Raw genomic sequence first — 22,322 nt, 5'->3', positions numbered from 1 at the left:
GTTGAATGCGCTTTCACGCGCAGAAATCACCCAGGCCATTCACCGATAAAGCCTCCACGTGACCTTCGTCACCCAGAGTGCTCGACGGTGGGTGGCCTGGTCGCGTTTCGCGCCCGGAATCGCCTGGTTTCGCCGATCCCATGTGTCCCGGTTCGAGGGTCCCCGTCCGCATCACGGCGCCGCATGACTATCGAGCCTCCCGCATTCCGATCACCGTGCGATTACCCCCGAGCCTGCCCGCGGTCGGGCAATAGCGGCGGCGCCCACTAATCTTTTCCGAGTACTTCGCCGCATAACCGCGTGCACCGGCGCATACCCAAGTCGCCGTGAACACAGGACCGATCGCAACACCCGGCCCGATCGCTCCCGCCCCGACCGGGCGGCCGGCGGCGGAGTGTCCACAGACCACTGCATCCCAGTGCCGGATGAGGAGAACGTCCCTGATGAACCGCAAGACCCTGGTGCTGCCCGCCGCGGCCGTACTGCTGACCCCCCTGCTCGCCGCCTGTGGCGGAGCCGAGGACGGCAGAGCCATCGTTGTCGGCACCACGGACCAGTTCATCGCGACCGGGGACGCCCCCGCCCCCCTCGACCCGGCCTTCGCCTACGACACCGGCACCTGGAACATCCTGCGGCAGACCGTCCAGACCCTGCTGCACGTGCCCCGCGGCGGCGGCGAGCCCGTCCCCGAGGCCGCCCAGACCTGCGGCTTCTCCGACAAGGCCAGCGAGAGCTACCGCTGCAAGCTCCGCTCCGGCCTCACCTTCGCCGACGGCACGCCGGTCACCGCCGAGGACGTCAAGTACTCCATCGAGCGCGTCCTGCGGATCAAGTCGGACAACGGAACGGCCGCGCTGCTCTCCAACGTCGACACCGTCGAGACCAAGGGCGCCGACGAGGTCGTCTTCCACCTCAAGGCGCCGGACGCCACCTTCCCGTACAAGCTGGCCACCCCGGTCGCCGGCATCCTCAGCAAGGACAAGTACGCCGCCGGGAAGCTCCGTGACGGCTTCGACGTCGACGGCTCGGGCCCGTACACCATGAAGGTCGAGCGTGAGGGCGAGAAGGCCGCCCGCTTCGTCTTCACCAAGAACCCGAAGTACAAGGGTGACATCGTCCCGCGCAACGACAAGGTCGAACTGCGCGCCTTCGCCGACGCCGGCGCCATGGGCAAGGCCCTGGAGAGCGACGACATCGACATGATGGCCCGCTCCCTGTCGCAGAAGCAGATCAAGGACCTCACCGAGACCCCCAAGGAGAGCATCCGGGTCACCGAGGTCCCCGGCCTGGAGATCCGCTACCTCGGCTTCAACACCAAGGCCCCCTCCGTCAAGGAGAAGGCCGTGCGCCAGGCCATGGCCGCCGTCGTCGACCGGGGCGCCCTCGTCAACGGCGTCTACGGCCCCACCGCCCAGCCGCTCTACTCGCTGATCCCCTCCAGCATCACCGGCCACGCGACCCCCTTCTACGACGCGTACGGCGACCCCGACACCCAGCGCGCCGCCAAGATCCTCAAGGACGCCGGCGTCACGACCCCGGTCAAGGTGACCCTCAACTACACCACCGACCACTACGGCGCCGAGACGGCCCAGGAGTTCGAGGCGCTCAAGAAGCAGCTCGTCGCCAGCGGCCTCTTCGACGCCACCACCCGCGGCGCGGAGTGGTCCACCTTCCGACCGGCCCAGAAGCGCGGCGACTACGCCGTCTACGGCCTCGGCTGGTTCCCGGACTACCCGGACCCGGACAACTACATCGCTCCGTTCCTCGACAGCGACAACTTCCTCAACACCCCGTACGTCAACAAGGTCGTCCGCGACCAGCTCATCCCGCGGTCGCGCCGCCAGGCCGACCGCACCGCCGCCAGCCCCGTCTACGAGCAGATCCAGAAGATCGTCGCCGAGGACGTACCCGTCCTGCCGCTGTGGCAGGGCAAGCAGTACGTGGCCGCGCGCGACGACCTCACCGGAGTCGAGTACGCGCTCAACACCTCGTCCGACCTGCTGCTCTGGGAACTGGGCCGCGGCACCGCCTAGGGCCTATCCGACCCTGATCCGCCGGACAGGCCCTAACCCCCTCGACTGGATCGGTTACACCGGCCGCGCACCAGCGCGCGGCCGGCCTGGCAAGAGATCAAGAGGCAAGTTCTGTGAAGGCACACAACAAGTGGCTGACCGCCCCGCTCGCCGCGGGACTGTCCGCCGCCCTCCTCAGCGGTTGCGGCACCGAGCAGGGCGGGGGCGCCGGCTCGGGCGGCGGCATACGCGTCGGCATGTCCGACGAGATCCTCGCCACCGACCCGGCGGCCGGCTACGACCCCGGCTCCTGGCTGCTGTTCAACAACGTCTTCCAGTCCTTGCTGGCCTTCCCCAAGGGCAGCTCCGCGCCCGAGCCCGAGGCCGCCGACAAGTGCGGCTTCGCCGCCGGCAGCAAGGTCTACACCTGCACCCTCAGGGACGGCCTCACCTTCTCCAACGGCAACCCGCTCACCTCGAAGGACGTCAAGTTCTCCTTCGAGCGGGCCCTCAGGATCGCCGACCCGTCCGGTCCCGCGCCGCTGCTCTCCACGATCGACTCCATCGAGACCCCCGACGAGCGGACCGTCGTCTTCCGCCTCAAGGTCCCGGACGCCACCTTCCCCAGCAAGATCGCCTCCGGCGCCGGCTCCATCGTCGACCACCGGGACTACCCCGCCGACGCCCTGCGCACCGACGGCAAGGCGACCGGCTCCGGCCCCTACAAGCTGGACTCCATCAGCGAGACCGAGGCCACCTTCTCCGCCAACGGCGGCTACCGGGGCTCCGCCAAGCCCAAGAACGACGCCGTCACCCTCAAGCTCTACGGCGGGGACCGCGCGGCCCTCTCCAAGGCCCTCGCCGACGGCGACCTCGACGTCGCCTACCGAGGCCTCTCCGCCGACGACATCGCCGCCCTCGAAGCCTCCGACACCACCGACGACCGGGGCTTCGAGGTCACGCAGGGCAGCAGCGCCGAGGTCCAGCACCTCGTCTTCAACATGAAGGACCCCGTCGTCGGCAAGCTCGGCGTCCGCCGGGCCATCGCCCAGCTCGTCAACCGCGAGGCCCTCGTCGAGGACGTCTACAAGTCGACGGCCACGCCGCTCTACTCGATCGTCCCGGCAGGCGTCGCCGGCCACAACACCGCCTTCTTCGACGCCTACGGCAGCCCCGACAAGGCCAAGGCGAAGAAGGCCCTGCGCGACGCCGGCATCACCGACAAGGTGAAGCTCACCCTCTGGTCCACGCCCAGCCGCTACGGCCCGGCCACCGACCAGGAGCTCAAGGCCATCGCCGGCCAGCTCAACGCCAGCGGCCTCTTCGACGCCGACGTCAAGTCCGTCGCCTTCGACCAGTACGAGAAGGACATCGCGGCCGGCAAGTACGGCGTCTACGTCAAGGGCTGGGTCCCCGACTACCCCGACGCCGACAACTTCACCGCCCCCTTCTTCGGCGAGGGCAACGTCCTCGGCAACCACTACGAGAACACCGCCATCACCGGCGGCATCCTCCCGAAGACCGCCGCCCTCGCCGATCGCGCCGCCACCGCCGACGAGTACGGGCAGCTCCAGGACATCGTCGCCGAGCAGGTCCCGATCCTCCCGCTCTGGCAGGGCAAGCAGTACGCGGTCGCCCGCGACGACGTCACCGGCCTCGAATGGACCCTCGACGCCTCGACCGTCTTCCGCTTCTGGGAGCTCAAGAAGGGCTGAGCCGGCTCCCAGGAAGCCCGGGGGACAGCCCTGAGGCAGCCCATGGCACAGGTGAACGACGAGGGGCCCGGCGCGCGACACGCGCACCGGGCCCCTCGCCCCACCTCGTCGGCGGCGCGACCGCGCTACTGGTTGCCGCCGGGCCGCACCAGACCGCTCTCGTACGCGTACACCGCGGCCTGCACCCGGTCCCGCAGGCTCAGCTTCGTCAGCACATGGCCCACGTGCGTCTTCACCGTCGTCTCGCTGACGAACAGATCCGCCGCGATCTCCGCGTTCGACAGGCCCCGCGCCACCAGCTTCAGCACCTCGACCTCGCGATCGGTCAAGGTGCTCAGCGTGTCCGGGACCTGCTCCTCGCCCGTCGGCAGATGCGCCGAGTACTTGTCGAGCAGCCGGCGCGTGATCGACGGCGCCAGCATCGCCTCGCCCGCCGCCACCACGCGGATCGCCTGCACCAGCTCGTTCGCCGGGGCGTCCTTCAGCAGGAAGCCGCTCGCCCCCGCCCGCAGCGCCTCCACCACGTACTCGTCCAGATCGAACGTGGTCAGCACGAGTACCTTCGCCGGACCGTCCCGACCCGGACCGGTGATCTGCCGGGTCGCCTCCACGCCGTCCATCCGCGGCATGCGGATGTCCATCAGCACCACGTCCGGCTGGAGCGCGCGCACCTGCTCCTGCGCCTGGAGACCGTCACCGGCCTCGCCCACCACCGCGATGTCCTGCTCCGCCTCCAGAATCATCCGGAAGCCGGTGCGCAGCAGCGGCTGATCGTCGACCAGGAGGACGCGGATCGTCACAAGGGCTCCTTCAGAGGGCGGGCCGGGCTCACGAGACGCGCCGCCGTCACGGGGCCGGCGGCGCCGGGTCCATTCTGCCCTGCCCGGATTCGCCCGACTCCGGCGGGCGCGCGGAAACGATCTTCAGCGGATACACCGGGGGAGTCCCGCCGAACCCCGGACAGACCTCCTGATGGTCGCACCAGCCGCACAGCTTCGTCGGCCGCGGCCGCCAGTCGCCCGTCTCGGTCGCCAGCCGGATCGCGTCCCACAGTGCCAGGAGCTTCCGCTCCACCCGCAGCAGGTCCGCCTCCACCGGGTCGTACGTCAGCACGTCCCCACTGCCCAGGTAGACCAGCTGCAACCGCCGCGGCAGCACCTGCCGCAGGCGCCACACCACCAGCGCGTAGAACGTCATCTGGAACAGCGCGCCCTCGCGGTACTCGGGCCGGGGCGCCTTGCCCGTCTTGTAGTCGACGATCCGCACGTCACCCGACGGCGCCACGTCGACCCGGTCGATCACCCCGCGCAGCCGCAGCCCCGAGTCCAGCTCCGTCTCCACGAACAGCTCGCGCTCGGCCGGTTCGAGACGCGTCGGATCCTCCAGCGTGAACCACCGCTCGACCAGCCGCTCCGCCTCGCCGAGCCAGCCCGCGAGCCGCTCGCCCTCCGGGTCCTCCGCGAACAGCTCGCCCAGCTCCGGCTTCGACTCCAGGAGCCGCTCCCACTGCCCCGGAACCATCGCCTTCGCCCGCGGCGCCGTCCGCTCCGCCGCCTCGTCGTCGAAGAGCCGCTCGAGCACCGCGTGCACCAGAGTGCCCCGCGTCGCCGCCGCACTCGGCTTCTCCGGCAGCCGGTCGATCACCCGGAACCGGTACAGCAGCGGACACTGCATGAAATCGCTCGCCCGCGACGGCGACAACGACATGGGCGCCCGGGGCTCCGCCGGCACCTGCTCGCTCGTACTCATGCCACAGACCCTACGACCCGCCACCGACAGCGAGCGGAATACCATCGACCTGGGACCCCGTCGCACTGCATGATCGAACCGTGACGCACCGACGTGGGTCACCCGTCGCGACGAAAGGAACCCGTGAACCAGGACGAGCGCAAGCCGCAGCGGACCGAGGAGCCCGGCGGCGGGATCCTCATGGGCCGCCCCTTCGGCGTGCCCGTCTACGTCGCACCCAGCTGGTTCCTGGTCGCCGCCCTCATCACCTGGGTCTTCGGCGACCAGATCGAACGGGTCCTGCCCGAGCTCGGCGCCGCCCGCTACCTCGTCTCCCTCTTCTTCGCCGTCGCCTTCTACGCCTCCGTCTTCGTCCACGAACTGGCCCACACGATCGCCGCGCTCCGCTTCAAGCTGCCCGTGCGCCGCATCCAGCTCCAGTTCTTCGGCGGCGTCTCCGAGATCGAGAAGGAGACCGAGACCCCCGGCCGCGAGTTCGTCCTCGCCTTCGTCGGCCCGCTCTTCTCCCTCGTCCTCGCCGGCGTGTTCTACCTCTCCCTGTACGCCGTCGAGCCCGGAACCGTCCCCGGCGTCCTCCTCGCCGGCCTGATGATCTCCAACCTGATCGTCGCCGCCTTCAACCTGCTCCCCGGCCTCCCCCTCGACGGCGGCCGCATGCTCCGCGCCGTCGTCTGGAAGATCACCGGCAAGCCCATGAGCGGCACCGTCGCCGCCGCCTGGGCCGGCCGCGCCCTCGCCGTCCTCGTCCTCGTCGGCCTGCCCCTGCTCACCCGCACCGGCATCCTCGGCAACACCACCGACGACATCAGCGGCCTCAACACCGTCACCGACGCCCTCCTCGCCGCCATCCTGGCCGCGATCATCTGGACCGGCGCCGGCAACAGCCTCCGCATGGCGCGGCTCCGCGAGCACCTCCCCGAGCTCCGCGCCCGCACCCTCACCCGGCGCGCCATCCCCGTCGAACCCGCCACCCCCCTCTCCGAGGCCCTCCGCCGCGCCAACGACTCCGGCGCCCGCGCCCTCGTCGTCGTCGACGGCGTCGGCGACCCCACCGGCATCGTCCGCGAGGCGGCCATCGCCGCCGTCCCCGAGCACCGCCGCCCCTGGGTCGCCGTCAGCACCCTCGCCCAGGACCTCGCCGACGGCATGCGCGTCCCCGCCGAGCTCGCCGGACAGCCCCTCCTCGACCACCTCCGCGCCAGCCCCGCCACGGAGTACCTGGTCGTCGAGGAGACCGGCGAGATCTACGGCGTCCTCGCCACCACCGACGTCGAGCGCGCCTTCGTCAAGGCCATGGCGCGACCGTCTTCGTAACCTTGGGCCCTTGATAAGGTGCTCACATGTCCGAACCGACCGGTGCCGCCCGCCGACGCGGGCCCTTCAAGGTCGGGGACCAGGTTCAGCTGACCGACCCCAAGGGCCGTCACTACACGTTCACGCTCGAAGAGGGAAAGAACTTCCACACCCACAAGGGTTCTTTCCCGCACGACGAACTGATCGGCGCCCCCGAGGGCAGCGTTGTCCGCACCACCGGAAACGTCGCCTACCTCGCGCTGCGCCCCCTGCTCCCCGACTACGTCCTGTCCATGCCCCGCGGCGCCGCCGTGGTCTACCCGAAGGACGCGGGACAGATCCTCGCCTTCGCCGACATCTTCCCCGGCGCTCGCGTCGTCGAGGCGGGTGTGGGCTCCGGCTCGCTCAGCAGCTTCCTGCTCCGCGCCATCGGCGACAGCGGCATGCTGCACTCCTACGAGCGCCGCGAGGACTTCGCCGAGATCGCGAAGGGCAACGTCGAGCGTTACTTCGGCGGCCCCCACCCGGCCTGGCAGCTGACCGTCGGCGACCTCCAGGACAACCTGTCCGACACGGACGTCGACCGCGTCATCCTGGACATGCTGGCCCCCTGGGAGTGCCTGGAGGCCGTCTCCAAGGCCCTCGTCCCCGGCGGCATCCTGTGCTGCTACGTGGCGACCACCACCCAGCTCGCGCGCACCGTGGAGTCCATCCGCGAGTTCGGCTGCTACGCCGAGCCGCAGCCGTGGGAGTCCATGATCCGCAACTGGCACGTCGAGGGCCTCGCCGTCCGGCCCGATCACCGCATGATCGGCCACACCGGCTTCCTCGTCACCGCCCGCCGACTCGCGGACGGCGTCGAGCCCCCGATGCGCCGCCGCCGCCCCGCCAAGGGCGCGTACGGCGAGGACTACGAAGGCCCCAACAAGGGCTGAGTCCTGAAACGGGGCCCGCCCCAGTACCGATGCCGACGTCCAGACGCAGGGCTCACGCCCCGCACGAGGGCTGACGTCCCGACATTTGTTCCGCGCCGCCGCCGAGTTTTCTGCCCACGGGTGGGAACTCGGCGGCGGCGTCCTCATGTTCGGGCTCCGGCGCGCGCGACGACCGCGCGCTCCGCGCGGTGAGACCCCGACTGTTCCGTCCCCCTGTGACGTATGGCACGATGCCCGAAACCCTCCGCCCAGCCCTACAGGAGACGTCTCGCGTGCAGCCTTCCGCCGTCCCGGATTCCGCGGATCTGCCTGACCTCGCGCACACCCACGCCAGGCCGGCGCACTGGCTGGCGACCGCCACCGCGACCGCCGCGGTCGTCGCCCTCGCCGGACTGCTCCAGCCCGGTCCCGCGGGAGCCACCGCGGCCCCCGCCGCCCCGCGCCCCGCGCCCGCTCCGGAGGCCGCCACGGCCGACTACCCCCTGGAGTGCGGGGGAGGCCCCCACAAGATCGCGAAGCGCGTCTCCGGGGACCTCGACGGCGACGGAAACCCGGAGACCGTTGCGGTCGTGCACTGCGAAGCCGGCTCCGGCACCCCGCCGAGCGGGATCTACGTCCTCACCCGCGGCAAGGGCGCGAGCGCCCCCGCGCGCGTGGTGGCCACGCTCCTGGATCCCGGCCGGCACCAGAACGTCACCGCGCTCGCCGTACGCGACGGAGCGGTGCGCGCCACGCTGGTCGGCTACTCGTCCCTCGACGTGCCCAGGTGCTGCCCCGACGAGAAGGAGCAGGTCAGCTGGGCGTGGCAGGGCGGTGCCTTCGTCCGCTCCGCCCCTGCCGAGGCGCGGAGCGTCTGACCCGTCACTCCGCGTCGGGGCCGTACACCTCGACCTTGTCGGCGACCCTGCGCACGTGGATGCAGTCGCCCGGGCACTCCTTCGCGGAGTCCACGACGTCCTGGAGCAGCGGCAGCGGCACCGGGGTCGTCGCCCCGCCGTGCTGGAGCAGCTCGTCGTCGGCGCTCTTCACATACGCGAGCCCGTCGATGTCCAGCTCGAAGACCTCGGGAGCGTACTGCGCGCAGATCCCGTCCCCGGTGCACAGGTCCTGGTCGATCCAGACCTCCAGGGCCTCTTCGACGCCCGTCGCCGGGGCCTCGTTCTGCACGGTCATTTCTCCTGCCGTTTCTGCTTCGCGCGGGTAAGTCGGGCCACCTCTGAAGGGTGTTGGCCCATGACGACGATACAACCGCCCGCTTTCAGACGGCGAAAGGGTGGGTATTCCCCTGGCGAGAGGGGAACCGCAAGGGTGAAGATCGGACACGGCCCGGAGTCTTTTTGATCTAGGGGTTTCAATCACCACCCACGCAGGTAGGGTCAGGAAGCGTCCAGCTCCCCTTGGAGGAGGTGAGGACCGTGGCAGCCCACGACGACGACATCAACCGCGGCATCCGGCCCGGACGGGGGTCTGAAGACCCCGCCGGACAGGTTGCCTATCTCGAGCAGGAAATCGCCGTCCTGCGCCGCAAGCTCGCCGACTCTCCGCGACACACGAGGATTCTCGAAGAGCGGATCGTCGAGCTGCAGACGAACCTGGCCGGCGTGTCCGCGCAGAACGAGCGGCTCGCCAATACGCTCCGTGAGGCCCGCGACCAGATCGTGGCCCTCAAGGAGGAGGTCGACCGGCTCGCACAGCCGCCGGCCGGCTTCGGTGTCTTCCTGCAGGCCAATGAGGACGGCACGTGCGACATCTTCACCGGGGGCCGCAAGCTCCGGGTGAACGTGAGCCCCAGCGTCGAGCTCGAAGAGCTCAGGCGTGGCCAGGAAGTCATGCTCAACGAAGCGCTCAACGTGGTCGAGGCCATGGAGTACGAGCGCGCCGGCGACATCGTCACCCTCAAGGAGATCCTCGAGGACGGCGAGCGCGCTCTGGTGGTCGGGCACACCGACGAGGAACGGGTGGTGAGGCTCGCCGAGCCTCTGCTGGACGTCACCATCCGCCCCGGCGACGCCCTGCTGCTCGACGCGAGGTCGGGCTACGTCTACGAGGTCATCCCCAAGAGCGAGGTCGAAGAGCTCGTTCTGGAAGAGGTCCCGGACGTCGACTACGACAAGATCGGCGGTCTGGGCAACCAGATCGAGCTGATCCGCGACGCGGTCGAGCTCCCGTACCTCTACCCCGACCTCTTCAAGGAGCACGAACTCCGACCGCCCAAGGGCATCCTGCTCTACGGGCCGCCGGGCTGCGGCAAGACGCTGATCGCGAAGGCCGTGGCCAACTCGCTGGCCAAGAAGGTCGCCGAGGTGACCGGTCAGCCCGCGGGGAAGTCCTACTTCCTCAACATCAAGGGGCCCGAGCTCCTCAACAAGTACGTCGGCGAGACCGAGCGGCACATCCGCCTCGTCTTCCAGCGTGCGAGGGAGAAGGCGAGCGAGGGCACCCCCGTCATCGTCTTCTTCGACGAGATGGAATCCCTCTTCCGCACCCGCGGATCCGGTGTCAGCTCGGACGTGGAGAACACCATCGTCCCGCAGCTGCTCGCCGAGATCGACGGTGTGGAGGGCCTGGAGAACGTCATCGTCATCGGCGCCTCCAACCGCGAGGACATGATCGACCCCGCGATCCTGCGGCCCGGCCGGCTCGACGTCAAGATCAAGATCGAGCGTCCGGACGCGGAGGCCGCGAAGGACATCTTCGCGAAGTACCTCACGGCCACCCTGCCGCTCCACACGGACGACATCTCCGAGCACAGCGGCTCCAAGGCCGCCGCCGCCCACGGAATGATCCAGTCGGTCGTCGAGCAGATGTACGCGGAATCCGAGGAGAACCGCTTCCTCGAAGTCACGTACGCCAACGGCGACAAGGAAGTCCTCTACTTCAAGGACTTCAACTCCGGCGCGATGATCCAGAACATCGTCGACCGGGCCAAGAAGATGGCCATCAAGGCCTTCCTCGACCACAACCAGAAGGGCATCCGGGTCTCCCACCTCCTCCAGGCGTGCGTGGACGAGTTCAAGGAGAACGAGGACCTGCCCAACACCACCAACCCCGACGACTGGGCCAGGATCTCCGGAAAGAAGGGCGAGCGGATCGTCTTCATCCGCACCCTTGTCACCGGAAAGCAGGGCGCGGACACGGGACGCTCCATCGACACGGTGGCCAACACCGGTCAGTACCTGTAAAACGCACACCGGCTGCGGATGTCCGGAAACCGGGCATCCGCAGCCGGCGCATTCCGTCCGGTATTTCTCCCGGCGGCACGGGTTTCTCCCGGCGGCACAGGAAATACCGCAAGTGATCTCCCCACCAGCGCTGAGCCGCTCTAGGCTCTTCGGTAACGCCGAGTCGCGCACTGTGAGCGACGCCGGGCAAGGAGGGCCGCATGACCGTACGGCGAGTAATGGGCATCGAGACGGAGTACGGGATCTCCGTCCCGGGACACCCGAACGCCAATGCCATGCTCACCTCGTCCCAGATCGTCAACGCCTACGCGGCGGCGATGCACCGGGCGCGCCGCGCCCGCTGGGATTTCGAGGAGGAGAATCCGCTGCGGGACGCCCGCGGCTTCGACCTCGCCCGCGAGGTCGCGGACTCCAGCCAGCTCACCGACGAGGACATCGGCCTCGCGAACGTGATCCTCACCAACGGGGCACGCCTCTACGTGGACCACGCCCACCCCGAGTACAGCTCGCCGGAGGTCACCAATCCGCGCGACGCCGTCCTCTGGGACAAGGCCGGCGAGCGGATCATGGCGGAGGCGGCCGTCCGTGCCGCCCAGCTCCCCGGGGCCCAGCCGATCCACCTCTACAAGAACAACACCGACAACAAGGGCGCCTCCTACGGCACGCACGAGAACTACCTGATGAAGCGGGAGACCCCCTTCTCGGACATCGTGCGCCACCTGACCCCCTTCTTCGTCTCCCGCCAGGTCGTGACCGGTGCGGGCCGGGTCGGCATCGGCCAGGACGGCCGGGAGAACGGCTTCCAGATCAGTCAGCGCGCCGACTACTTCGAGGTCGAGGTGGGTCTGGAGACCACCCTCAAGCGCCCCATCATCAACACGCGCGACGAGCCGCACGCGGACGCCGAGAGGTACCGCCGCCTGCACGTGATCATCGGTGACGCGAACCTCTCGGAGATCTCGACCTACCTCAAGCTCGGCACGACCGCGCTGGTCCTGTCGATGATCGAGGACGGGTTCATCACCGTGGACCTCGCCGTCGACCAGCCGGTCAGGACGCTCCACCAGGTCTCGCACGACCCGACCCTCCAGTACCTGGTCACGCTCCGCAGCGGCCGGACGCTCACCGCGGTCCAGCTGCAGATGGAGTACTTCGAGCTGGCCAGGAAGTACGTGGAGGAGCGGTACGGCTCCGACGCGGACGAGCAGACGAAGGACGTCCTCACGCGCTGGGAGGACACCCTCAACCGGCTCGAGAACGACCCGATGAGCCTCGCCGGCGAGCTCGACTGGATCGCCAAGCGGGAGCTCATGGAGGGCTACCGGCGCCGGGACAACCTGGAGTGGGACGCGGCCCGCCTGCACCTCGTGGACCTCCAGTACGCGGACGTGCGGCCCGAGAAGGGCCTGTACAACCGTCTGGTGGCCCGCGGGCGCATGAAGCGGCTCCTGGACGAGACCGAGGTGCGGCAGGCCGAGACGGCGCCTCCGGAGGACACCAGGGCCTACTTCCGGGGCCGCTGCCTGGAGCAGTACGCCGACGACGTCGCCGCGGCCTCCTGGGACTCGGTGATCTTCGACCTGCCGGGCCGGGACTCGCTCCAGCGCGTCCCGACCATGGAGCCGCTGCGCGGCACGAAGGCCCATGTGAAGGCGCTCCTGGACCGCTGCCGCACGGCGGAGGAACTCGTCCGCGTGCTGTCCGGCGGATGATCGGGGGCCCGACGAGGGCCTGAAATACCCCGGCGCTGGGAATCATGGAAACAGTGCCCGGGCGTTGTGGAAACCACGGGGCCGAAGTCGGACCCGACCTATAGGGTCTGATCTTGTACGGACTCAACCGAGCGGGCCGATTCGAGCGGGGTGAGGGATATGGCGACCAAGGACACCGGCGGCGGACAGCAGAAGGCGACGCGTTCCACGGAGGAGGTCGAGGAGACCACCACGGAGGCGAACTCCGACCTCCAGGAGCGCCAGGAGAAGCTGAGCGACGACGTGGACTCCGTGCTGGACGAGATCGACGACGTCCTCGAGTCCAACGCCGAGGAGTTCGTTCGTAGCTTCGTCCAGAAGGGCGGCGAGTAGCCGCCTCTCGTGCCTTTACTCCTCCGTCCCCGGAGCCCCGGAGAAAGCCGTGGGTCCGGGGACGGATGACAGGCACCGGCACGGGTATGGTCCGTGCACAGCAACCAAGATCGACCCGTGCGTCCCACGGCGGGCCGACTCTCCCACCCGGAAGGAATCGCGTGGAAGCCAACCCTCGTAGCACCGGGCGTCTGCCGGCGGCCTTCCTGACGCCGGGATCGTCCTCGTTCCTGGACTTCCTGGCGGACCACTCGCCGGAGCTGCTGCCGAGCCGCCGGAGGCTGCCGGAGGGCGTCCTCGACGCCCCGCACGGCACGACCATCGTGGCGGTCACGTTCCCCGGCGGGGTCGTCCTCGCCGGCGACCGGCGCGCCACCATGGGCAACATGATCGCGCAGCGCGACATGGAGAAGGTCTTCCCGGCCGACGAGTACTCCGCGGTCGCCATCGCCGGCACCGCCGGTCTCGCCGTGGAGATGGTCAAGCTGTTCCAGCTGGAGCTGGAGCACTTCGAGAAGGTGGAGGGCGCCACGCTCTCCCTGGAGGGCAAGGCGAACCGCCTGTCCACCATGATCCGTGGCAACCTCTCCATGGCCATGCAGGGGCTCGCCGTCGTGCCGCTCTTCGCAGGCTGGGACGAGGCCAAGGGGAAGGGCCGGATCTTCTCCTACGACGTCACCGGCGGCCGCTCCGAGGAGCAGGGATACGCCGCCACCGGCTCCGGCTCGATCTTCGCGCGCGGGTCGATGAAGAAGCTCTACCGCGCCGACCTCACCGAGCAGCAGGCCACGACCCTGGTCGTGCAGGCGCTCTACGACGCGGCGGACGACGACTCGGCGACCGGTGGCCCCGACATGGCCCGCCGGATCTTCCCGCTCGTCACCGTCATCACCGAGGAGGGTTTCCGCAGGCTCACCGAGGCCGAGTCCTCCGAGCTGGCCAGGTCGGTCACCGAGCGGCGTCTCGAGCAGCCCGACGGGCCGCGCGCCGCCCTGCTCTGACCACTCGTCGCTCTGTAGAAGCCCAGAAGAAAGGGACGGACCGCCGGTGTCCACTCCGTTCTACGTCTCACCCCAGCAGGCCATGGCCGACCGGGCGGAGTACGCCCGCAAGGGCATCGCCCGAGGCCGCAGCCTGGTCGTCCTCCAGTACACCGACGGCATCGTCTTCGTCGGCGAGAACCCGTCGCGCGCCCTGCACAAGTTCAGCGAGATCTACGACCGGATCGGCTTCGCCGCCGCCGGCAAGTACAACGAGTACGAGAACCTCCGCATCGGCGGCGTGCGCTACGCCGACCTGCGCGGCTACACCTATGACCGGGAGGACGTCACCGCGCGCGGCCTGGCCAACGTCTACGCCCAGACCCTGGGCACGATCTTCTCCAGCGCGGGGGAGAAGCCGTACGAGGTGGAGCTGGTCGTCGCCGAGGTCGGCACCGAGCCGGAGGGCGACCAGATCTACCGGCTGCCCCACGACGGCTCGATCGTGGACGAGCACGGCTCGGTCGCGGTCGGCGGGAACGCGGAGCAGATCAGCTCCTTCCTGGACCAGCGCCACCGGGACGGCATGTCCCTGGCCGAGGCCCTGAAGCTGGCCGTGCAGGCGCTCTCGCGGGACACCAACGGCAGCGAGCGGGAGATCCCCGCGGAGCGCCTGGAGGTGGCGGTCCTGGACCGTACGCGCCCGCAGCAGCGCAAGTTCAAGCGGATCGTCGGCCGCCAGCTGTCCCGCCTCCTGGAGGCGGACAACGCGGCCATCGCGAAGACGGACGAGCCCTCGGACGAGGCTCCCGAGGACTAGGCCCTGCCCGAGGGGCCCCGGTGCGCGCGAGCGGACCGGGGCCCCTCGGCGTTTCCGGGGTGCGTGGCTCAGACGGCCGGTGCGTGGCTCAGGCGGCCGGTGCGGGCCCCGAGGAGCCGCGGGGGACCAGGGTGACCGGGAGGTCGTCCGGCCGCGGCGGTTCGCCGGCGAGGACGGCCAGGAGGGCCGCCATGCCCTGCTCGCCGATGCGCTCCGCGGGCAGCGAGACGGTCGTCAGCTCCGGTTCGACGGCGGTCGCGAGCGCGAGGTCGTCGAAGCCGGTGACCGAGACGTCCTCGGGGACTCGCAGTCCCAGGCGCCGCAGGGCCTTGCAGGCGCCCGCGGCGAGGATGTCGTCGTCGCACACGAGGGCGGTGGGGCGCGGTCCTGGCGCAGCGAGGGCGCGCTCGGTGGCGGCCATGGCGCCGTGCACGTCCAGGGGCGCGCGGACGGTCCGTACCGACACGCCGGCGAGGGCCTCGCCGAGCGCGGCGGCGCGGACGTCGAAGGTCCAGGACGGCACGGCCGAGGCGAGGTGCACGAAGCGCCGGTGGCCGAGGGCGAGCAGGTGGCCCGTGACCTGGCGCATGCCGTCCGCGATGTCGAGGTTGACGTGGGCCGCGGCGCCGGTGTCGGCGGGGTCGCTGTCGAGCATGACCAGGGGCAGGTCGGTGCCCCGGAAGGCCTTGAGAGCGTCCGAGGCCATCGAGGAGGCGATGATCCCGTCGAGGGCCGCCCGGGCCGAGGCGAAGGGATCCCTGGCGGGGCCGACGCCGTCGGGCGAGGGGTACAGGACGACGCCGAAGCCGTGCCGGGCGGCGACGGTCGCCGCACCCGTGTAGACGCGGGCGAAGAACTCGTTGGTCAGCGCCGGGACGACGAGCAGGGCCGTCCGCGTGTGGCCGAGGCGGAGGTTGCGGGCGGCGAGGTTGGGGCGGTAGCCGAGGCTCCGCGCCGCCTCCCGTACGGCGTCGGCCGTGCGCTCCGAGACGCGCCCGCGCCACTTGTCGCCGAGGACGAGCGACACGGTGGCCTGCGAGACGCCGGCCTCCCGGGCGACGTCCCGGCTGGTCGGGCGCGTGCCGCCGAGCGGCTCCGGGGTCTGCACACAAGCCTCCGCGTCGGACGGTTCTCGTCCGCACCGCCGTGCTCGGGCGCTGCGGTACGTCGGGTGGAATCCGGACAGTACCCGGTCGCTCCCCGGGCGCGGGGTGGACCCGCGTACCACCGCCATGGTACGTATAACGCCTGACGTTATACGTAAAACCTCGGCGGGGTCCGAGGGCGAGGGGAGACCGACATGGCCACCGAGGCCACGGCACACGGCGGCTATCTCGACATACTCCGGGCACCGCACGCCGCCCGGCTGCTCACCGGCACGCTCGTCGGGCGCCTGCCCAACGGCGTCGGACCCATCGCCCTGACCCTGTTCGTCCGCGACCAGGGCGGCAGCTACACCCTCGCCGGCGGCCTCATCGCGGCCTACGGCGTCGCCACCGCCGTCGGCCAGCCCCTCCTCGGCCGCGCCGTCGACCTCAAGGGCCAGCCGCGCGTCCAGCTGCCCGCCGCGGTCCTCTCCGCCCTCGGCATGGTCCTGCTGGCCCTCACCGGCATCGGCAACCTCGCCGTCGCCTACGCGGCCGTCGTCCTCGCCGGTCTCTTCACCCCGCCGCTGGAGGGCGGACTGCGCGCCCTCTGGCCGAGCGTCCTCGGCCGCGAGGACCGGGTCCACCGCGCCTACGCCCTCGACGCGGTCGCCCAGGAGGTCATGTTCACCGTCGGGCCGCTCCTGCTGACCCTCCTCGTCTCGCTCTGGTCGCCCGCCGCCGCGCTCCTCGTCATCAACGTCCTCGGCGTCCTCGGCGCCCTCGCCGTGGTCCTCTCCGAGCCCTCCCGCACCTGGCGCTCCGCGCCCCGCGAGGCCCACTGGCTGGGCGCCCTGCGCTCGCCCGGCCTCCTCGCCCTCCTCGGCTCCTTCTTCTTCGTCGGCATCGCCCTCGGCTCCATCACCGTCGCCGCCCTCTCCTACGCCGACGACGCGGGCACCCCCTCCGTCTACGGCTGGCTGATGGCCGCCCTCGGCCTCGGCGCCCTCCTCGGCGGCGTCGCCTACGGCGCCCGCCCGTGGGCCGGGGCGCCCGAGAAGCGGCTGCGGGTCCTCGTCCTGTTCCTCGCGGTCTGCTACCTGCCGCTCACCCTGACCCCCGGTCCGGCCGCCATGACCGGCCTCTCGGTCCTCTCGGGCGTCTTCCTCGCCCCCGCCCTCGCCTGTGCGTTCATCGTCGTCGACCGGCACGCCCCGGCCGGCACCGTCACCGAGGCCTTCTCCTGGCTCGTCACCACGTTCGGCGTCGGCTCCGCCCTCGGCTCCGCGGTCGCGGGTCCCGCCGTCGAACTCGCCGGGACCGTCGCCGGATTCGCCGTGGCCGGAGTGGGCGGCCTCATCGCCTTCCTCGTCCTCCTCGCCACCGGCCGTGTCCTCGACGCGCCCGTGTCCCCGGCGGGGCCCGCCGCGCGACACGCCGTCAGCGCGGGCGACCCCACCCCCGTACACACCGAAAAGAACACGCACTGATCGGAAAATGATCGAAACGGGAACGCCCAACCCGGTTTCATCACACGCCGTCAGGCGTAATGTTCAGACATGGACCGCCGCATTTTCGGGCTGGAGAACGAGTACGGCGTCACGTGCACGTTCAGGGGACAGCGCCGACTGTCTCCTGACGAAGTGGCGCGCTACCTCTTCCGCCGTGTCGTGTCATGGGGCCGCAGCAGCAATGTCTTCCTGCGGAACGGCGCCCGCCTGTACCTGGACGTGGGTTCGCATCCGGAATATGCCACACCGGAATGCGACGACGTGACCGAACTGGTCACCCACGACAAGGCAGGCGAGCGCATTCTCGAGGGCCTGCTCGTCGACGCCGAACGCCGCCTGCACGAGGAGGGAATCGCGGGCGACGTCTATCTCTTCAAGAACAACACCGACTCGGCCGGAAACTCCTACGGCTGCCACGAGAACTATCTCGTCGCCCGCCACGGGGAGTTCTCCCGGCTCGCGGACATTCTCATTCCCTTCCTCGTCACCCGGCAGCTGATCTGCGGCGCGGGAAAGGTCCTCCAGACCCCGCGTGGCGCGGTCTTCTGCGTCTCCCAGCGTGCCGAGCACATCTGGGAGGGCGTCAGCTCCGCCACGACCCGCTCGCGGCCCATCATCAACACCCGGGACGAGCCGCACGCCGACGCCGAGCGCTACCGCCGCCTCCACGTCATCGTCGGCGACTCGAACATGTCCGAGACGACCATGCTGCTCAAGGTCGGCGCCACCGACCTGGTGCTCCGCATGATCGAGGCCGGCACCGTGATGCGCGACCTGACCCTGGAGAACCCGATCCGGGCGATCCGCGAGGTCAGCCACGACATCACGGGCCAGCGTAAGGTCCGGCTCGCCAGCGGCCGCGAGGCCTCCGCCCTGGAGGTCCAGCGCGAGTACTACGACAAGGCCGTCGACTTCGTCGACCGGCGCGGCATCCGCACCGGCACCGTCGCCCAGGTCCTGGAACTGTGGGGCCGCACGCTCGACGCCATCGAGAGCGAGCGGCTCGACCGCATCGAGACCGAGATCGACTGGGTCATGAAGCACCGGCTCATCGAGCGGTACCGGGCCAAGCACAACATGACCATGTCGAACCCGCGAGTCGCTCAGATAGACCTCGCGTACCACGACATCCACCGCCGCCGCGGGCTCTACTACCTCCTGCAGAAGAACGGGCAGGCGGCCCGGATCTGCAACGACATGAAGATCTTCGAGGGCAAGTCGGTGCCCCCGCAGACCACCCGGGCGCGACTCCGCGGCGACTTCATCCGCCGCGCACAGGAGCAGCGCCGGGACTTCACCGTCGACTGGGTCCACCTCAAGCTCAACGACCAGGCACAGCGCACCGTGTTGTGCAAGGACCCGTTCCGCTCCGTCGACGACCGGGTGGAAAAGCTGATCGCCGGAATGTAGGACCGGCGCACACGAGCCGCAGGGCCCCGCACGGTTTGGCGTGCGGGGCCCTCGACGTGACAGGAGGACCGCCTAGAGTGTCGGCACAACTACTGTGCCGTCTGAGATCTGAGGAACACGTGCGCCGACTTGCCGGCCTTCTCGTCGTCCCGCTGCTGCTGCTCTCGACAGCGGCGTGCGGCAGCGACGACAAGGGCTCCGATTCCGCCTCGATGAAGAACGGGCTGCCCGCCATCACCGCGGGGGTCAAGTTCGGCGAGAAGCCGACCCTCTCCAAGGGCGAGGGCGACCCGCCCAAGGAACTGAAGGTCAACGTCATCAGCGAGGGCGACGGCCCGGTGACGAAGAAGGGCGACGCGCTCCAGGTGAACTACCTGGGCCAGGCCTGGGACTCCACCACCCCCTTCGACAACAGCTTCGACCGCGGTCAGCCGTTCGATGTCACGCTGGGCGCCGGACAGGTCATCAAGGGCTGGGAGCAGGCCCTCGAAGGGCAGAAGGTCGGCAGCCGCATCGAGGTGGGCATCCCGCCGGAGCTCGGATACGGCGAGGCCGGCTCGCCGCCGAGCATCAAGCCCAACGCCACCCTCGTCTTCGTCGTGGACATCCTGAAGTCGGTCACCATTCCGAAGTCCGCCACCGGCACGCCGGTCGCGCAGGACAACAAGGACCTGCCGAAGGTCGGGACGAACACCGACGGCAAGGCGCCCTCGCTGACCGTCCCCAAGGTCGCCCCGCCGACCAAGCTCGTCTCGAACTACGTGCTCGAGTCCAAGGGCGAGGTCGTCAAGGCCACCGACACGGTCGTCGTGAACTACGTCGCCGCCCTCTGGAAGGACGGCAAGGTCTTCGACTCGACCTACACCACCGGCAAGCCCACGAACTTCCCGCTCGCGCAGCTCACGCTGAAGGGCCTCAAGGACGGTCTCGTCGGCAAGAAGGTCGGCAGCCGCGTCCTCATCGTCGCCCCGCCGTCCGAGGCGTTCGGCAACGAGGAGAAGCAGGGCATCCCGAAGAACTCCACGCTGGTGTTCGCCGTCGACATCCTGACGAAGATGTAAGACTGTCCCGATCACGCAGTTCATCAGTATGAGGAGCAGTTCAGTGAGCATCGAGAAGCCCGAGGTCGACTTCCCGGGCGGCGAGCCGCCGGCGGACCTGAAGATCAGGGACATCTGGGAGGGCGACGGCGCCGAGGCCAAGGCCGGCGCCACCGTCTCCGTCCACTACGTGGGCGTCGCCTTCTCCACCGGTGAGGAGTTCGACTCCTCCTGGAACCGCGGCGAGCCGCTTCAGTTCCGGCTCGGTGTCGGCCAGGTCATCTCGGGTTGGGACCAGGGTGTCCAGGGCATGAAGGTCGGCGGCCGTCGCGAGCTGATCATTCCCGCGCACCTCGCCTACGGCGACCGTGGTGCCGGCGCCAAGATCGCTCCGGGCGAGACGCTGATCTTCGTCTGCGACCTGATGGGCGTCTGACCGGTCATGTCCGGCCGATGACGGCCTCCGAGGGCCCCCGCCATCCGTGGCGGGGGCCCTCGGCTTTTGTCCCGAGACTCCGGGGCGGTACGGTCGGACGTCCGACAAGTGGATCCGGTAAAAGGGGTGCGGGGCGTCGATGGCGATTGCCAAGTCCGAGCGGCTGATGAATCTCGCGCTGTGCCTGCTCGGGACGCGCCGCCCGCTGAGCAAGCGCGAACTCCGCGGCTCCATCGAGGCCTACCTCGAAGCGAGCGGGGACGACGCCTTCAACCGGATGTTCGAGCGTGACAAGGACGACCTGCGCGAGCTGGGCCTCGTCATCGAGACCGTCGAGAACCTGGAGGGCGAGACCGGCTACCTCGCCCGTCGCGACTCCAACCGGCTGCCGCCCATCACCCTCGACGCCGAGGAGGCCGCCGCGCTCGGCCTCGCCGCCAGGGTCTGGCAGCAGGCCCGGCTCGCGGGAGCCGCCAGCGGCGCCCTCCAGAAGCTGCGCGCCGCCGGCATGCCCGAGGCGGAGGACTCGTACGACGTCCAGCCCAGCGCCCTCGAACCCCGCATCCCGGTCCACGAGGCCGCCTTCGAGCCCCTCATGCTGGCCTGCCGCGACCGCCGGCCCGTCGTCTTCGACTACCGCAAGGCCAACGCCGCCCGCCCCGAGACCCGCCACGTCGAGCCCTGGACCCTCGAATGCTGGCGCGGCCACTGGTACCTCGCGGGCTGGGACCGCGACCGGGGCGCCGAGCGCGTCTTCCGCCTCTCCCGGATCACCGGCAAGGTCCGCTCCCGGGCCGGCGCCTTCACCGCGCCCGTGCCCGACGTCGTCACCGTCCGCGAGACCGTCGAGAGCTGGGCGGGGGAGACCGCGACCCGCTCCGCCCGGATCCGGCTGCGCGCGGGCTGCGGCTACCCGCTGCGGGCCCGCGCCCAGTCCGTACAGGTCGGCGACGACGGCTGGGACGAGCTGGAGATCCCGTACGGGCACGGGCTCGACGCCTGGCTCGTCGAGTTCGGCCCGGACGTCGTCGTGAGGGAACCCGCCGACCTGCGGGCGGATGTACTGGACCGGCTGCGCGCCGTGGCCAAGGACTGAGGGGGAGACGTACCGCATGGCTGCCAACGCGATCGACCAGACGAGGCGGATGCTGTCCCTCGTCACCTATCTCCGTGAGCGCCCCGGCGCCCACGTCGCCGACGTCGCGCGCGCCTTCGGCATCACCGAGGACGAGCTGATCTCCGACCTGGACGTGCTGCCCATGTGCGGCACCAGCTTCCGCGGCGGCGATCTGCTCGACATCGACACCGACGGCGACCGGATCTGGTGGCACAACCCCGACGACGTCGCGGAGCCGCTGCGGCTCGCCGCCGACGAGGCGACCGCCCTCCTGGTCGCCGCCCGCGCCGTCGCCACCCTGCCGGGGCTCCGCGAGAGCGACCGGGACGCGCTGGTCCGCGCCACCGCCAAGCTGGAGGCCGCGGCCGGCGAGGCCGCCGGGGCCAGCTCCCGGCTCTCGGTCACCTTCGAGTCCGAGGGCGGCGTCTTCGCCGAGGTCGACCGGGCGATCTCCGAGCGCAGGCGGCTGTGGGTGCGCTACTACTCGCCCGCGCGCGACGAGCTCACCGAGCGCGAGGTCGACCCGATCCGGCTCTTCGCCGTCGGCCACACCTACATGGAGGCGTGGTGCCGGCTCTCCGAGGCGCGCCGCACCTTCCGCCTCGACCGGGTCGTGGAGATCCGGCTCCTCGACGAGCACGCCGCGCCGCCGGAGCTGGAGCTGCGCGACCTCTCCGAGGGTCTTGTCCAGCCCTCCGCCGACGACCCCGAGGTCGTGGTCGAGGTCGGTCCCGGCGGCCGGTGGGTCGCCGAGTACTACCCGCACGACCGGGCGGACGAGCTGCCCGACGGCGGCCTGCGGATCACCCTGCGGACGCCGGACCCCGCCTCGCTGCGGAGGCTCGCCCTCCGGCTGGGCAGCGACGGGCGGATCGTCGCGCCGCGCGAGCTCGCCGACAGTGCCCGGGAGGCGGCGACCGCCGCACTCGCCGCGTACGAGGGCGTGTGACGTT

20 protein-coding genes are annotated in these 22,322 nt (G+C 70.3%); 16 read left to right on the top strand and 4 right to left on the bottom strand.

Annotated elements, in window-relative coordinates; genetic code table 11:
* Positions 1 to 443 precede the first annotated feature (443 nt).
* Together ACZ6K0_RS25240 and ACZ6K0_RS25235 are read left to right on the top strand one after the other, a co-directional pair.
* Positions 444 to 2,033: an ABC transporter substrate-binding protein gene (locus ACZ6K0_RS25240; RefSeq protein ID WP_376407559.1), complete on the top strand. Its 1,590-nt coding sequence runs from the start codon at positions 444 to 446 to the stop codon at positions 2,031 to 2,033.
* A 113-nt stretch (positions 2,034 to 2,146) separates the two neighbouring features.
* On the top strand, positions 2,147 to 3,727 hold the full coding sequence (locus tag ACZ6K0_RS25235) for an ABC transporter substrate-binding protein (protein WP_376407561.1): 1,581 nt from the start codon (positions 2,147 to 2,149) through the stop codon (positions 3,725 to 3,727).
* A gap of 125 nt (positions 3,728 to 3,852) precedes the next feature.
* Here the strand turns inward: ACZ6K0_RS25235 and ACZ6K0_RS25230 are convergent, their stop codons facing one another.
* Positions 3,853 to 4,527, bottom strand: a complete 675-nt coding sequence (locus tag ACZ6K0_RS25230) for a response regulator (RefSeq protein ID WP_376407563.1) — start codon at positions 4,525 to 4,527, stop codon at positions 3,853 to 3,855.
* Positions 4,528 to 4,573: 46 nt separating this feature from the next.
* Positions 4,574 to 5,476, bottom strand: coding sequence for a RecB family exonuclease (locus ACZ6K0_RS25225; protein WP_469234563.1), 903 nt, complete (start codon positions 5,474 to 5,476; stop codon positions 4,574 to 4,576).
* A gap of 180 nt (positions 5,477 to 5,656) precedes the next feature.
* Here ACZ6K0_RS25225 and ACZ6K0_RS25220 point away from each other — a divergent pair, with 180 nt between their 5' ends.
* The 3 genes from ACZ6K0_RS25220 (at position 5,657) to ACZ6K0_RS25210 (ending at position 8,561) form a co-directional block, all read left to right on the top strand.
* Positions 5,657 to 6,790: a site-2 protease family protein gene (locus tag ACZ6K0_RS25220; RefSeq protein WP_376407627.1), complete on the top strand. Its 1,134-nt coding sequence runs from the start codon at positions 5,657 to 5,659 to the stop codon at positions 6,788 to 6,790.
* A gap of 26 nt (positions 6,791 to 6,816) precedes the next feature.
* Positions 6,817 to 7,704, top strand: a complete 888-nt coding sequence (locus ACZ6K0_RS25215) for a tRNA (adenine-N1)-methyltransferase (protein ID WP_015032448.1) — start codon at positions 6,817 to 6,819, stop codon at positions 7,702 to 7,704.
* A 272-nt stretch (positions 7,705 to 7,976) separates the two neighbouring features.
* A complete protein-coding gene (locus ACZ6K0_RS25210; protein WP_376407567.1) occupies positions 7,977 to 8,561 on the top strand; it encodes a hypothetical protein in 585 nt (194 codons plus the stop codon).
* Positions 8,562 to 8,565: 4 nt separating this feature from the next.
* On the opposite strand, the gene ACZ6K0_RS25205 is transcribed toward ACZ6K0_RS25210, so the two are convergent.
* Positions 8,566 to 8,877: a ferredoxin gene (locus ACZ6K0_RS25205; protein ID WP_376407569.1), complete on the bottom strand. Its 312-nt coding sequence runs from the start codon at positions 8,875 to 8,877 to the stop codon at positions 8,566 to 8,568.
* Between the two features lie 242 nt (positions 8,878 to 9,119).
* On the opposite strand from ACZ6K0_RS25205, the gene arc reads away from it, so the two are divergent.
* The 5 genes from arc to prcA all read left to right on the top strand — a co-directional run bounded on the left by arc (position 9,120) and on the right by prcA (position 14,770).
* Positions 9,120 to 10,886 carry a proteasome ATPase gene (gene arc / locus ACZ6K0_RS25200; RefSeq protein WP_141298694.1) on the top strand — a complete coding sequence of 589 codons (1,767 nt, stop codon included), beginning with the start codon at positions 9,120 to 9,122 and terminating at the stop codon, positions 10,884 to 10,886.
* Positions 10,887 to 11,086: 200 nt separating this feature from the next.
* Positions 11,087 to 12,598, top strand: coding sequence for a depupylase/deamidase Dop (dop, locus tag ACZ6K0_RS25195; RefSeq protein WP_376407572.1), 1,512 nt, complete (start codon positions 11,087 to 11,089; stop codon positions 12,596 to 12,598).
* A gap of 159 nt (positions 12,599 to 12,757) precedes the next feature.
* Positions 12,758 to 12,970, top strand: a complete 213-nt coding sequence (locus tag ACZ6K0_RS25190; protein ID WP_024755474.1) for a ubiquitin-like protein Pup — start codon at positions 12,758 to 12,760, stop codon at positions 12,968 to 12,970.
* 161 nt (positions 12,971 to 13,131) lie between these two features.
* Positions 13,132 to 13,971 carry a proteasome subunit beta gene (gene prcB, locus ACZ6K0_RS25185; protein ID WP_376407574.1) on the top strand — a complete coding sequence of 280 codons (840 nt, stop codon included), beginning with the start codon at positions 13,132 to 13,134 and terminating at the stop codon, positions 13,969 to 13,971.
* 46 nt (positions 13,972 to 14,017) lie between these two features.
* The gene (gene prcA, locus ACZ6K0_RS25180) at positions 14,018 to 14,770 is read left to right on the top strand and encodes a proteasome subunit alpha (RefSeq protein WP_376407576.1); all 753 of its coding nucleotides are present in this window, start codon (positions 14,018 to 14,020) and stop codon (positions 14,768 to 14,770) included.
* Positions 14,771 to 14,858: 88 nt separating this feature from the next.
* Here the strand turns inward: prcA and ACZ6K0_RS25175 are convergent, their stop codons facing one another.
* Entirely contained in the window at positions 14,859 to 15,878 is a 1,020-nt protein-coding gene (locus tag ACZ6K0_RS25175) for a LacI family DNA-binding transcriptional regulator (protein ID WP_376407578.1), read from the bottom strand.
* 192 nt (positions 15,879 to 16,070) lie between these two features.
* Between ACZ6K0_RS25175 and ACZ6K0_RS25170 the strand changes: the two genes are divergently transcribed.
* The 6 genes from ACZ6K0_RS25170 (at position 16,071) to ACZ6K0_RS25145 (ending at position 22,318) form a co-directional block, all read left to right on the top strand.
* Positions 16,071 to 17,345, top strand: coding sequence for an MFS transporter (locus ACZ6K0_RS25170; RefSeq protein ID WP_376407580.1), 1,275 nt, complete (start codon positions 16,071 to 16,073; stop codon positions 17,343 to 17,345).
* 69 nt (positions 17,346 to 17,414) lie between these two features.
* A complete protein-coding gene (gene pafA / locus ACZ6K0_RS25165; protein ID WP_056650240.1) occupies positions 17,415 to 18,776 on the top strand; it encodes a Pup--protein ligase in 1,362 nt (453 codons plus the stop codon).
* 119 nt (positions 18,777 to 18,895) lie between these two features.
* The gene (locus tag ACZ6K0_RS25160) at positions 18,896 to 19,837 is read left to right on the top strand and encodes an FKBP-type peptidyl-prolyl cis-trans isomerase (protein WP_376407583.1); all 942 of its coding nucleotides are present in this window, start codon (positions 18,896 to 18,898) and stop codon (positions 19,835 to 19,837) included.
* Positions 19,838 to 19,880: 43 nt separating this feature from the next.
* Positions 19,881 to 20,252, top strand: coding sequence for an FKBP-type peptidyl-prolyl cis-trans isomerase (locus ACZ6K0_RS25155; protein ID WP_376407585.1), 372 nt, complete (start codon positions 19,881 to 19,883; stop codon positions 20,250 to 20,252).
* 139 nt (positions 20,253 to 20,391) lie between these two features.
* Positions 20,392 to 21,348 (top strand): helix-turn-helix transcriptional regulator, encoded by a 957-nt coding sequence (locus tag ACZ6K0_RS25150; RefSeq protein ID WP_376407587.1) that lies wholly within the window; start codon positions 20,392 to 20,394, stop codon positions 21,346 to 21,348.
* 16 nt (positions 21,349 to 21,364) lie between these two features.
* Positions 21,365 to 22,318, top strand: coding sequence for a helix-turn-helix transcriptional regulator (locus tag ACZ6K0_RS25145; protein WP_376407589.1), 954 nt, complete (start codon positions 21,365 to 21,367; stop codon positions 22,316 to 22,318).
* The last annotated feature ends 4 nt before the right edge of the window (positions 22,319 to 22,322 follow it).

The organism is Streptomyces sp. NPDC042346 (genome assembly GCF_055581845.1).
Note: the sequence above shows the minus strand (reverse complement) of the source record. Positions and strands in the feature narration are given on the sequence as shown.